This window comes from Micromonospora sp. I033 (genome assembly GCF_053890995.1).
This window is the reverse complement of record NZ_JBSSLX010000176.1, coordinates 1-11,994: the sequence shown is the minus strand read 5'-3', so window position 1 is coordinate 11,994 and position 11,994 is coordinate 1. Positions and strand designations below refer to the sequence as shown.

11 protein-coding genes are annotated in these 11,994 nt (G+C 73.5%); 6 read left to right on the top strand and 5 right to left on the bottom strand.

What is annotated here, in order from left to right; all coding sequences use genetic code 11:
- Positions 1 to 22 precede the first annotated feature (22 nt).
- Both ACW0Q9_RS23620 and ACW0Q9_RS23615 read right to left on the bottom strand, forming a co-directional pair.
- Positions 23 to 814 (bottom strand): class I SAM-dependent methyltransferase, encoded by a 792-nt coding sequence (locus ACW0Q9_RS23620; protein WP_456184784.1) that lies wholly within the window; start codon positions 812 to 814, stop codon positions 23 to 25.
- A 43-nt stretch (positions 815 to 857) separates the two neighbouring features.
- On the bottom strand, positions 858 to 1,637 hold the full coding sequence (locus tag ACW0Q9_RS23615; RefSeq protein WP_456184782.1) for an SDR family NAD(P)-dependent oxidoreductase: 780 nt from the start codon (positions 1,635 to 1,637) through the stop codon (positions 858 to 860).
- A gap of 171 nt (positions 1,638 to 1,808) precedes the next feature.
- Between ACW0Q9_RS23615 and mshA the strand changes: the two genes are divergently transcribed.
- The 3 genes from mshA to ACW0Q9_RS23600 all read left to right on the top strand — a co-directional run bounded on the left by mshA (position 1,809) and on the right by ACW0Q9_RS23600 (position 4,917).
- Positions 1,809 to 3,170, top strand: a complete 1,362-nt coding sequence (gene mshA, locus ACW0Q9_RS23610) for a D-inositol-3-phosphate glycosyltransferase (RefSeq protein WP_456184780.1) — start codon at positions 1,809 to 1,811, stop codon at positions 3,168 to 3,170.
- Positions 3,171 to 3,218: 48 nt separating this feature from the next.
- Positions 3,219 to 3,749, top strand: coding sequence for a YbjN domain-containing protein (locus ACW0Q9_RS23605; protein WP_456184778.1), 531 nt, complete (start codon positions 3,219 to 3,221; stop codon positions 3,747 to 3,749).
- 181 nt (positions 3,750 to 3,930) lie between these two features.
- Positions 3,931 to 4,917 (top strand): hypothetical protein, encoded by a 987-nt coding sequence (locus ACW0Q9_RS23600; RefSeq protein ID WP_456184786.1) that lies wholly within the window; start codon positions 3,931 to 3,933, stop codon positions 4,915 to 4,917.
- A 378-nt stretch (positions 4,918 to 5,295) separates the two neighbouring features.
- Here ACW0Q9_RS23600 and ACW0Q9_RS23595 read toward each other — a convergent pair whose 3' ends face one another.
- Positions 5,296 to 6,552: an MFS transporter gene (locus tag ACW0Q9_RS23595; protein WP_456184776.1), complete on the bottom strand. Its 1,257-nt coding sequence runs from the start codon at positions 6,550 to 6,552 to the stop codon at positions 5,296 to 5,298.
- 104 nt (positions 6,553 to 6,656) lie between these two features.
- Positions 6,657 to 7,982 carry an MDR family MFS transporter gene (locus ACW0Q9_RS23590; protein WP_456184774.1) on the bottom strand — a complete coding sequence of 442 codons (1,326 nt, stop codon included), beginning with the start codon at positions 7,980 to 7,982 and terminating at the stop codon, positions 6,657 to 6,659.
- A gap of 152 nt (positions 7,983 to 8,134) precedes the next feature.
- Here ACW0Q9_RS23590 and ACW0Q9_RS23585 point away from each other — a divergent pair, with 152 nt between their 5' ends.
- Entirely contained in the window at positions 8,135 to 8,902 is a 768-nt protein-coding gene (locus tag ACW0Q9_RS23585) for a phosphoglyceromutase (RefSeq protein ID WP_456184772.1), read from the top strand.
- A gap of 50 nt (positions 8,903 to 8,952) precedes the next feature.
- On the opposite strand, the gene phoU is transcribed toward ACW0Q9_RS23585, so the two are convergent.
- Complete coding sequence (gene phoU / locus ACW0Q9_RS23580) at positions 8,953 to 9,606, bottom strand: phosphate signaling complex protein PhoU (RefSeq protein WP_456184770.1); 654 nt, start codon at positions 9,604 to 9,606, stop codon at positions 8,953 to 8,955.
- Positions 9,607 to 9,815: 209 nt separating this feature from the next.
- On the opposite strand from phoU, the gene ACW0Q9_RS23575 reads away from it, so the two are divergent.
- Both ACW0Q9_RS23575 and ACW0Q9_RS23570 read left to right on the top strand, forming a co-directional pair.
- The gene (locus tag ACW0Q9_RS23575) at positions 9,816 to 11,108 is read left to right on the top strand and encodes a sensor histidine kinase (RefSeq protein ID WP_456184768.1); all 1,293 of its coding nucleotides are present in this window, start codon (positions 9,816 to 9,818) and stop codon (positions 11,106 to 11,108) included.
- 23 nt (positions 11,109 to 11,131) lie between these two features.
- Positions 11,132 to 11,815, top strand: coding sequence for a response regulator (locus tag ACW0Q9_RS23570; protein ID WP_456184766.1), 684 nt, complete (start codon positions 11,132 to 11,134; stop codon positions 11,813 to 11,815).
- The last annotated feature ends 179 nt before the right edge of the window (positions 11,816 to 11,994 follow it).

The window sequence follows — 11,994 nt, the reverse complement described above, 5'->3', positions numbered from 1 at the left end:
GATTTTGACGCAAACCTCTTGATCAACTCGGCGAGGTGGGGGCGATGGTGGGCCAGGGGAGGGTTAGTTCGCCGAGGCGCCAGCGGTTCGGGCGGTTGAGGACGGGCCAGCCGGTTGCCTTCAGGGCCGCGATCGTTCTTGTCCAGCGGTCGCGGGGGCCGAAGGGGGCGTAGCCGGCGGTGGACTGCCAGGCGCTCTCCAGGGCCTGGATCAGGTCGTGGATCGGCTCGCCCGGGACGTTGCGGTGGATGAGCGCCTTGGGCAGCCGTTCGGCGAGCTGGGCCGGGCTGGCCAGGGTGGTGAGCTTGGCGGCCAGGGTCAGCGTGCGCGGGCCGGTGCTGTCGAGCAGCACCCAGCCGCCGAGCCGCCCGAGCTCGTCGCAGGTCCCCTCGACCAGCAGGCCGCCCGGGGCGAGCCGCCCGGTGATCGCGCCCCAGGCGTCGGCCACCTCGCTCTCGTCGTACTGGCGCAGCACGTTGAACGCGCGGACCAGGGCGGGACGCAGCCCGGCCAGCTCGAAGCCGCCCCGGGCGAAGGTGAGCCCGGGCGGGTCGGCGGCCGGCTGGGCGGCGGCCACGCGTACCGGATCGATCTCCAGCCCGACCACCCGGACGTCGGGACGCACCGCGGCCGCCAGCCGGGCCCGCAGCTCGACGGCGGTGACCGGGGTGGCGCCGTAGCCCAGGTCCACCACGAGGGGGTCGGCGGCGGCGCGCAGGGCGTCGCCGCAGGTCGCGACGATCCAGTTGTCCACCCGCCGGAGCCGGTTCGGATTCGTCGTGCCCCGGGTGACCACCCCGAGCGGCCGGACCATCAGCACCCTCCCCGTTCGCGACTGCGGGGCTCGCGGACCCGGCTCACTCCTCGCGCTTCACCATGGTCCGGTGCACCTTGTGCTGGGCGGCCTGGGCCAGCGGGCGGACCACGAGCTGGTCGATGTTCACGTGGTGCGGGCGGGTGGCGCACCAGGCGACGCAGTCGGCCACGTCCTCGGCGACCAGCGGCTCGGCCACCCCGGCGTAGACCGCGGCGGCCCGGTCGGCGTCGCCGTCGAACCGGACCAGGCCGAACTCCTCGGTCTTCACCATGCCCGGGTCGATCTCGACGACCCGCACCGGCCGGCCGCACAGCTCCAGCCGGAGCGTGCCGGCGATCGCGGTCTGCGCGTGCTTGGCCGCCGTGTAGCCGCCGCCGCCCTCGTAGACGACGTGCCCGGCGGTCGAGCTGACGATCACCACGGTGCCGGCGCCGGAGGACTCCAGCGCGGGCAGCAGCGCCTTGGTGACCCGGAGCGTGCCGAGCACGTTGACGTCGTACATCCACTGCCAGTCGCCGACGTCGGCGGACTCCACCGGGTCCAGTCCGCGCGCCCCACCGGCGTTGTTCACCAGCAGGGTGACCGGGCCGGGCGCGGCGGCGGCCGCGGCGGCCAGCCCGGCGACGGACTCTTCCGAGGTCACGTCGCACTCCACCGCGGTGGCCGCGCCGCCGGCCGCCTCGATCCCGGCGACCAGGCCGGCCAGCCGGTCGGTACGCCGCGCGGCGGCGAGCACGTGGAAGCCCTCGGCGGCCAGCCGGCGGGCGGTGGCCGCGCCGATCCCGCTGGACGCCCCGGTGACGATGGCGACTGAGGTCATCCGGTCATTCTCACCCGGCGCCCCGCTCCCCGCGGTGATGAGGTCCGTCACGCCCGGGACCCGCCGGGACGCATTTCCGAACCCCGATGGGGAAGATGACATCCGGCGCGGAGGTTGACCGAGAAGCGCCGGTCGTGCGGGACGGCATCAACCGTGACAGAGGGAGCGGACGTGGCGGATGTGCACACCGGTGTCGGTCGTCAGCGAGGTGCCCTGCCGTGGCCGCGGCCGCGCCGGATCGCCACCCTCTCCGTGCACACCTCGCCCCTGCACCAGCCCGGAACGGGCGACGCCGGCGGCATGAACGTCTACATCCTGGAGGTCGCCCGGCGGCTGGCCGAGGCCGACGTCGAGGTGGAGATCTTCACCCGGGCCACGTCCGGCGACCTGCCGCCGGTGGTGGAGATGGCGCCCGGGGTCAGCGTCCGGCACGTCACCGCGGGCCCGCTCGAAGGGCTGACCAAGGAGGAGCTGCCCGGCCAGCTCTGCGCCTTCACGGCCGGGGTCCTCCGCGCCGAGGCGGCCCGCCCGCCGGGCCACTACGACCTGATCCACTCGCACTACTGGCTCTCCGGGCAGGTGGGCTGGCTGGCCAAGGAGCGCTGGGGCGTCCCGCTGGTGCACACCGCGCACACCCTGGCGAAGGTCAAGAACGCCCAGCTCGCCGCCGGGGACCGGCCCGAGCCCAAGGCCCGCGTGATCGGCGAGGAGCAGGTGGTCGCCGAGTCCGACCGGCTGGTCGCCAACACCCGGGTCGAGGCCCGCGACCTGATCGACCGGTACGACGCCGAGCCCGACCGGGTGGCCGTGGTGGAGCCCGGCGTGGACCTGGACCGGTTCCGCCCGGCCCGCGGCGACCGGGACGCGGCCGTCCTGGCGGCCCGCCGCCGCCTCGGCCTGCCGACCAGCGGCTACGTGGTGGCCTTCGTCGGCCGGATCCAGCCGCTCAAGGCCCCGGACGTGCTGATCCGAGCGGTCGCCGCGCTGCGCGAGCGGGAGCCCGCGCTGGCCGACGAGGTGACCGTGGTGATCTGCGGCGGCCCCAGCGGCAGCGGGCTGGACCGCCCCACCGCCCTGATCGAGCTGGCCGGCTCGCTCGGCGTCGCCGACCGGGTGCGGTTCCTTCCGCCGCAGACCGGCGACAACCTGCCCGCCCTCTACCGCGCGGCGGACCTGGTCGCGGTGCCCTCGTACAACGAGTCGTTCGGGCTGGTCGCGCTGGAGGCCCAGGCCTGTGGCACGCCGGTGCTGGCCGCCGCCGTGGGCGGGCTGGTCACCGCGGTCCGGGACGGCGTCAGCGGCGTGCTCATCGACGGCCACGACCCGGTCGACTGGGCCCGCGCGCTGGCCCGCCTGCTGCCGGAGCGGCTGCGCCGGGCCGGCCTGGGCCGGGGCGCCGAGCGGCACGCCCATGCCTTCTCCTGGCACCGCACCGTCTCCGGCCTGCTCACGGTCTACGGCGAGGCGATGGCCGAGCACCGGGCCCGGCTGGCCGGCCGGCTCGGCGACCCCGCGCTCACCTGCTCCTGGTGAGCGCCCGTGGCCCGGCGGCCTCCGGTGGGCGGCCGTAGAGTGGGTGCGATGAGCCGCAGGAGTGAGGTCGCCGCCCTGATCGAGGCCGTCTGCGCCGACCGCGAGCTGGAGTGGGAATCCACCGGCGAGATGTCGTACGCGGTCACCCTGCCGGGGACCCACAAGCTCAAAACGATCTGCAACCTGATCGTCGGCGAGCACGCGCTGCGGGTCGAGGCGTTCGTGATGCGCCAGCCCGACGAGCGCCGCGAGGAACTCTGGGCCTGGCTGCTCCAGCGCAACGCCCGGATGTACGGCGTCTCCTTCTCCATCGACGCGGTCGGCGACGTCTACCTGACCGGGCGGGTCAACCTGGCCGGGGTGGACGCCGACGAGCTGGACCGCCTGCTCGGGTCGGTGCTGACCTACGCCGACGAGTCCTTCGACAGCATGCTGGAGATCGGTTTCGGCACCGCCATCCGCCGCGAGTGGGAGTGGCGGGTCAAGCGGGGCGAGTCCACGGCCAACCTGGCCGCGTTCGCCCACCTCTTCGAGCCCTCGTCGACCTCGGCCGCCGCCGGAGGTTCGGAGCCGTCCTGACGGGTATGCCGCACCGCGCGGTGCGGCATTTGGGACCCACCGCGGGCCGATGACGGACTGTCGAGGAGCGTGTCCCATGGCTCAGCGCAACAGCTCAAGTCGCGGCGCGACTGCGACCAAACGCCAGCCGGGCAACCAGACGGCGAACACCCCGGGCATCTCCGAATCCGAGATCTCCCGGATGAAGGTCGACGACATTCGAGGTCAGCTGCGCCGGCGCGGGATCTCCGGTACCTCCGCCATGCGCAAGCCGGATCTGGTGAAGACGCTGGTCCGGTCGCTGCGCTCGGAGGGTCGCGGCGGCGCGGCCCGGAAGAGCACCGGCCCGGCCGGCCGGCCGTCCGCCACGAAGAAGACGGCAGCGGCGAGGAAGACGACCGCGGCGCGCAAGACCGCGCCGTCGCGGGCCAAGGCCGCACCGGCGGCGAAGGCCACCGGCGCCCGGGCGAAGGCTGCCCCGGCGAAGAAGGCGGCGGGCGCCCGGGCGAAGGCCGCCCCGGCGAAGAAGGCCGCGGGCACGCGGGCGAAGGCGGCCCCCGCGAAGAAGGCGGCGGGTGCCCGGGCCAAGGCTGCCCCGGCGAAGAAGGCCGCGGGGACCCGGGCGAAGGCCGCCCCCGCGAAGAAGGCGGCGGGCACCCGGGCCAAGGCCGCCCCCGCGAAGAAGGCCGCGGGGACCCGGGCCAAGGCCGCCCCCGCCAAGAAGGCGGCGGGCACCCGGGCGAAGGCGGCGCCCGCGAAGAAGGCGGCCGCCGCTCCCGGGCCGGCTCTGGCCCGGGGTACGGCCGCGGCGGCCACCCAGGTCCGGAGCGGCCGGTCGGCGTCCCGCTCGGTGACTTCGTCCCAGCAGATCACGTCGCTGGACGATCGTCCCGAGCGTCCGGGTCGGAGCCTGGTGACCACCAACCACGAGGTCATCCAGCGCTGGGCCCGGGCCCGCAACGCCAAGCCGGCCACGATCGCCGGAACCGAGCGCGGCGATCGGCCCGGGGTGCTGACGTTCAACATCCCCGGATACCGGGAGAGCAGCCGGATCCGCGAGGTGAGCTGGGACGACTGGTTCCGGACCTTCGACCTGCGCGGCCTGAACCTGATCTACCAGGAGCAGATGCGGGACGGCCGGCAGAGCAACTTCTTCCGGACCGAGAACCCGAATCGCGAGGACGCCTGAGGTTTACGGGAATGGTCGACGGGAACCCGCTGTTGGCCAACGAAGAGACCGGAGCAGGGACAGCCGGATTTCCGACACGGGTGCTGTGACGGGTAAGACAGCAATCTGGGTTGAATCCGGAATCCGGGCGAACTAACTTTATTGCACCGCGCCACGCTTGGAATCGTTCGGGGGAGCGGCGGATCGATCAGATCCGCGCAAGCGAGGCGCGAGGGATCGGGTGGAGCACACCGTTGGGGGACGGTGCCACCCGGGAACCGGCGGCGCGAGCGGGCGACGCTTACGGGGGTGAGGGTCGCCCGCCGCCGCCGGGCGTACGGTGCGAGCGCCCATCACGACGGGGGTCGTGGTGGGCGCTCGACGCCGTTCCGGGGCCGTTCAGCGCCCCGCCGAAACCGTCTCCAGCCGCCCCGCAGCGGCCCGCAGCGCGGCGACCCGGCGTTCCCTTGTCGGCCCGGCCAGCAGGTGACCGGCCGCCGCGACCAGGCCCAGGGCCCCCACCACCAGCCAGTGCCGCTCGCCGAGATGCTGGAGGCTCAGCCCGCCCAGCGCCGGCGCCACGAAGGACGCCGCCGGGAAGGTCAGGTAGAACACCGACTGGTAGCGGGCGCGCAGCTCGGGCGGGGCGAGGTCCGCGTTGATCTGCGCGTTCGGCGGCGCCGCGAGCATCTGCCCGATCGTCCACACCACGGCCGCGCCCAGGTAGAGCGGCAGGCCGTCGGCGGCGGTCAGCGCACCGAAGCCGAGCGCCATCAGCGCGGTGGAGACCGCCAGCACGGTCGACTTCCGGTAGGGCTCGATGAGCCGGGGCACGAAGAGCTGCCCGGCCACGATCAGCGCGCCGCCGAGCGCCACCACCACCCCGTACGCCGAGGGGCGCAGCCCGTCCGCCCGCATCGCCAGCGGCATGATCGTCGAGGTCTGCATGGTGAGCACGGCGAGCAGGAAGGTCAGCCCGACGAAGGTCAGGAAGGTGCGGTCGGTCAGCGCGGTGTGCAGCCCGGGCCGCCGGCCCGTGACCGCGCGCGGGGTGACCGCCGGGCGGCGGGTGAGGGTCTCCGGGACCTTCAGCGCGATGACCACGGCCGCCGCCAGGGTCGCCGCCGCGTCGACCAGGAACAGCGCCAGGAAGCTCGCCTCGGCGAGCACCCCGGCCAGCAGCGACGCGACCGCCATGCCCAGGTTGAACGCCCAGAACTGGAGGTTGAACGCGCGGGCGCGGCGAGCCTCGGGCACCACGTCCACGATGGCGGCGACGAACGCGGGGCTGGGCATCGAGTGCACCACCCCGACCAGCGCGGCCAGCACGGCGATCACCGCCAGGTGCCGGCTGAACGCCAGCGCCACCATCAGCCCGGCCGCGCCCAGGTGGGCGGCGAGCAGGGTGGACCGCCGGCCCCACCGGTCGGCCAGCACCCCGCCGAGCAGCGTGCCCGCCGCGCCGCCGGCCCCGTACGCGCCGACGACCAGGCCGGCGAGCGACGCCGAGGCGCCCCGCGCGGCGGTCAGGTAGAGCGACAGGAAGAGCATGGCGAAGGCGCCGGCGCGGTTGATCAGCAGGCCGGACCAGAGGTACCAGAACGTGGCGGGGAGCCCGCCGGCCGTGTCGTCCCACCAGCGCCGCAGGCCGCGCACCCGTCCTCCTGGGAAAGTTTGTTAACCGATCCGCTCTGCTGACCGTAGTGGCCCGACCCGGCGCTTGCCGGGTGTCCCTGGTCACCCCCGCCGGACGGCGTACCTCAGGAGGCGGCGCGGACCGGCTCGGCGGGTGCGGTGGCCGCGGCCTCGGCCGCCTCCGGCACCGGGGTCCGGACCACGGTGACCGGCGTGACCAGGGTGCCCGCGCCGCGGAGCCGGGCCGCGCGCCGCTCCCGGGCCGGGCCGGAGATCAGGTGGGCCACCGCCATGACGGCGCCGATCGCCGCGCAGCCGAGCCAGAGCGCGGTGTTGCCGGCGTGCTCCCGGACCAGGCCGCCGAGGACCGGCGCGGTCGCCCCGGCGAGCTGCCAGGAGAGCGAGAAGGCGCCCTGGTAGCGACCGCGCAGCGCGGCGGGGGAGAGTTCGGCGATGAGGGTGGCGTTGGACGGCGAGTTGAGCATCTCGCCGACCGTCCAGATCAGCACGGTCAGGCCGTAGAGCCAGGCGGTCTCGGCGAACGCGGTCAGCCCGAACCCGACGCCCATCACCAGCGCGGCGAGCGCGAGCACGTGCGAGCGGCTCCGGCCCTTGATCAGCTTGGGCACGAAGAGCTGGCCCACCACGATGAGCACCCCGTTGAGCGCGATCACCGAGCCGTACGTGGCCGGGCTCAGCCCGGAGTCGCCCATGGCGATCGGCAGCATCGAGATGTGCTGGAGGAAGACCAGCGCGCCGAACAGGTTGAGCGCCACGAAGCCCAGGAAGACCCGGTCGCTGAGGATGGTCCGCAGGGCGCCCGCGGGAGCCGCCGCGCCCTTGCTCACCGGGCCGGCGTGCGCCGACCGGGTCTCACCGACCCGGGTGAAGATGATCAGCGCGGTGACCAGCGTGGTCGCCGCGTCGACCAGGAAGAGCAGCAGGTACCCGGCCTGGGCGGCGACGCCGGCCAGCACCGCGGCGCAGGCGAAGCCCAGGTTGATCGCCCAGTAGTTCAGCGAGAAGGCGCGCAGCCGGTCCTTCTCCGGCACCACGTCGACCATCATGGCGCCGAAAGCCGGGCGGGCCGCCTCGGCGAAGGTGCCGAGCAGCAGCGCCCCCAGCGCCACCGCCCAGAGCGGCCGGGCCAGGCCGAGCGCGACCATCATGGTGGCGGCGCCGAGGTGCGCGGTGAGCAGGGTCGGCCGGCGTCCCCACCGATCGGTCAGGGTGCCGCCGATCGTGGTGCCGACCGCGCCGCCGACGCCCCAGAGCCCGATGACCAGGCCGGCCTGCGAGGCGGAGAAGTCGCGCTCCTGGGTGAGGTAGATGGCCAGGAAGACCAGGACGAACGAGCCGAGCCGGTTGATCAGGGTGCCGGTCCAGAGGTACCAGAAGGTCCTCGGTAGCCCGCCTGTGGTGTCCCGGAACCAGCCCTGAACCGTCCGCATCCCCGCGCCCCCGATTTTGGTAATGACCGATCTATCACCAGCGCCTTACAACCTAGTCCCGCCCCGGAACGCCGGTCATCAGCTTTTCCACGTGGTGGTCGTCACGACCCGTCCCCGCGTGTCCGCCGACGCGGTACGGCAGGATGATCCGCATGACTGCGAGCGAGGGGCCCACCGTCGGGACGCTGGTCCTGCTGCGGCACGGCGAGAGCGACTGGAACGCCAAGAACCTCTTCACCGGCTGGGTCGACGTCGACCTGACCGCCAAGGGTGAGACCGAGGCGCGGCGCGGCGGCGAGCTGCTGCGCGAGCACAACCTGCTGCCGGACGTGGTGCACACGAGCGTGCTGCGCCGCGCGATCCGCACGGCCGAGCTGGCGCTGAGCGCCGCCGACCGGCACTGGATCGCGGTGCGCCGGTCGTGGCGGCTCAACGAGCGCCACTACGGCGCCCTGCAGGGCAAGAACAAGAAGCAGACCCTGGACGAGTACGGCGAGGACCAGTTCATGCTCTGGCGCCGGTCGTACGACACGCCGCCGCCGCCCATCGACGACGCGGACGAGTGGTCGCAGGTCGGCGACCCCCGGTACAAGCTGCTGCCGACCGAGCTGATGCCGCGCACCGAGTGCCTGAAGGACGTCGTCGAGCGGATGCTGCCCTACTGGTACGACTCGATCGTGCCGGACATCCTGGCCGGCCGGACCGTGCTGGTGGCGGCGCACGGCAACTCCCTGCGCGCCCTGGTCAAGCACCTCGACCAGATCTCCGACGAGGCGATCGCCAAGCTGAACATCCCCACCGGCATCCCGCTCCGCTACGACCTGAGCCCCGACCTGCGCCCGCAGGTCCTCGGCGGGACCTACCTCGACCCCGACGCCGCCAAGGAGGCCGCCGCCGCGGTCGCCAACCAGGGCCGCTGACGCCGACGACGAAGGCCCCCGGGTGACCGGGGGCCTTCGTCGTGTCCGGCTCAGCTCGCCGAGGGCGTGGTCTCGCCGGTGATCAGGTAGACCACGTGCTCGCCGGCGTTCACCGCGTGGTCGGCGAAGCGCTCGTAGAAGCGGCCCAGCAGGGTCGCGTCGATCGCGGTCTCCACCCCGTACGGCCAGTCCTCGCCGAGCAGCACGCCGAAGAGGCTCTTGTGCAGGTCGTCCATGGTGTCGTCGTCGCGGTCAAGCTCCGCGGCGAGGTCGGCGTCGGGCTTCGCCAGCACCGAGGCGATCTTCTCGGCCATCCGGTCGGCGATGGCCGCCATGTCGGTGAAGACCGGGCGCAGCTCGGCCGGCACCGCCGGCGAGGGGTGCCGGCGCAACGCCGTCTTGGCCACGTGGTCGGCCAGGTCGCCCATCCGCTCCAGGTCGGCGGCGACGTGCAGGGCGGTGATCATGGCGCGCAGGTCGGAGGCGACCGGCGCCTGCCGGGCCAGCAGGTCACAGACCCGCTCCTCCACGTGCCGGTACAGCTCGTCGATCTCGGCGTCCCGCGCGATCACCGTCTCCGACGCGGCGCGGTCCGCGGTGAGCAGGCCCCTGGTCGCCTGCCGCATGGCCGCCCGCACCCCCTCGGCCATGTCCACCAGCAGCTGGCTGACAATCTGCAGGTCGGCCCGGAACTCGTCGCGCATCGTCACTTCCTGGGGTCGGTGTCGCCGCCTTCGGCCGGATGGCCGGATACGGCGTGAGCAGGTGCGCGACCCACGGTAGGCCCGGGAACCGGCGTCAAGATGAACGCCGGTGAACGACGCGGGACCCGCGGGTGAACTTTCCCGGAAGTGAGAGTGGTTCGTCCCGTTCTGACCGATCGCCGGGTTAACAATGACCCTACGATCGCCGGGTGGAATGGGCGGTGGCGGTCGTGGTGGCCGTGGCGCTGGCGACCGGGCTGGTCGCCGGTCTGCTGCTGTCCGGACCCGTCCAGCAGTGGCGGCGCCGGTCGGTGTCGCCGGGAGGCGAGACCTCCCGCCGCAGTTCAGGGAGGCCCGCGATTCCCGACGACCAGCAGGGCGGGCTCTCCGGGCTCGGCCGCAAGACGGTCGACGCGCTGCGCGCCGGCGTGGTGGTGCTTGACCCGGACGACGTCCCGGTGCTGGTCAACCCGGCCGCCCGGGCGATGGGCCTGCTCCGCACCGGGGCGACACCCGGGTCCATCGCCGCGCACCCGTTGATCCGTACCCTCGCCGGGCAGGTCCGCCGCACGGGGGTGCGTCGCGAGATCGAGCTGGACCTGCCGCGCGGCCGCGACAGCGCGGGGGAGAACCCGCTCGGCGTGCACCTGCGCGCCATGGGGCTGGGCGCCGGCTACATCTCGATCGAGGCGGCCGACGTGACCGAGTCGCACCGGCTGGCCCGGGTGCGGCGGGACTTCGTGGCCAACGTGAGCCACGAGCTGAAGACCCCGATCGGCGCCCTCCAACTACTCGCCGAGGCGCTGGTGGACGCCACCGAACCGGCCGGCGACGGCCCGGCCGAACTCTCCGAGGACCTGGTCGCCGCCCGGCGGTTCGCCGAGCGGATCCAGCACGAGTCCACCCGGCTCGGCCGGCTGGTGCAGGAACTGCTGGAGCTGACCCGGCTCCAGGGCGCCGAGCCGCAGCCCGCCCCCGAGCCCGTCTCGCTGGACTGGGTGATCGCCGAGGTGATCGACCGGACCCGGACCGCGGCCACCGCCCGGCACGTGGAGATCCTCGTCGAGGGGCGGCGCGGGCTCACCGCGTACGGCAGCGACAGCCAGCTCGCCACCGCGGTGGCGAACCTGGTGGAGAACGCCATCAACTACTCGGCCGAGGAGACCACGGTCCGGGTGACCACCCGGACGACGGACGAGCACGTCGAGATCGCCGTCGCCGACCAGGGCATCGGCATCGCCCCGAACGAGGTCGACCGGATCTTCGAGCGGTTCTACCGGGCCGACCAGGCCCGCTCCCGGGCCACCGGGGGCACCGGCCTGGGCCTGGCCATCGTCAAACACATCGCCAGCAACCATGGCGGTCGGGTGGATGTGTCGAGCACTCTTGGTGGTGGGTCGACGTTCACCCTCCGGCTGCCCGCCCGCCCCCCGGACGACCTGGAGGCGACACTTCCCTCCGCTGGGATCGAGGCCGGCCCGGCCGAGCTCCGGCAGGTCTGACCGACAGGAAAGGAAACACCCCGTTGAGCCGCGTACTGGTGGTGGAGGACGAGGAATCGTTCTCCGACGCCCTGTCCTACATGCTCCGCAAGGAGGGGTTCGAGGTCTCCGTCGCCGCGACGGGTCCCTCCGCCCTCACCGAGTTCGACCGGACCGGCGCCGACATCGTGCTGCTCGACCTGATGCTGCCCGAGATGTCGGGCACCGAGGTCTGCCGCCAGCTCCGGCAGCGGTCCCACGTGCCGATCATCATGGTCACCGCCCGGGACAGTGAGATCGACAAGGTGGTCGGCCTGGAGATCGGGGCGGACGACTACGTCACCAAGCCGTACTCGCCGCGTGAGCTGGTCGCCCGGATCCGGGCGGTGCTGCGCCGGCAGAGCGCCGAGGCCGCCGAGTCCGGCGCGCCGACGCTGGCCGCCGGGCCGGTCCGGATGGACATCGAGCGGCACGTGGTGACCGTGGACGGCGCCGCCGTGCAGCTCCCGCTCAAGGAGTTCGAGCTGCTGGAGCTGCTGCTCCGCAACGCCGGCCGGGTGCTCACCCGCGGCCAGCTCATCGACCGGGTCTGGGGCGCCGACTACGTGGGCGACACCAAGACGCTGGACGTGCACGTCAAGCGACTGCGCTCCAAGGTCGAGCCGGAGCCGTCCGCGCCGCGCCACATCGTCACGGTCCGCGGCCTGGGCTACAAGTTCGAGCCCTGATAGGCCCGGCTTCGGCCCCGGCGGCAGCCTGCTGGGGTGTATGTCCGTTTCTCGGGGCGACCATGGTGTGCTGAGTGGAACGCCATGTGTGTCTCCGGGGCCGGGATACACCCATGGTGTTCCACCGACGGTGTCGGTCTGGGCGGGGTGTCCGGTTCCGGGGGTGGCCGGCGGCACCC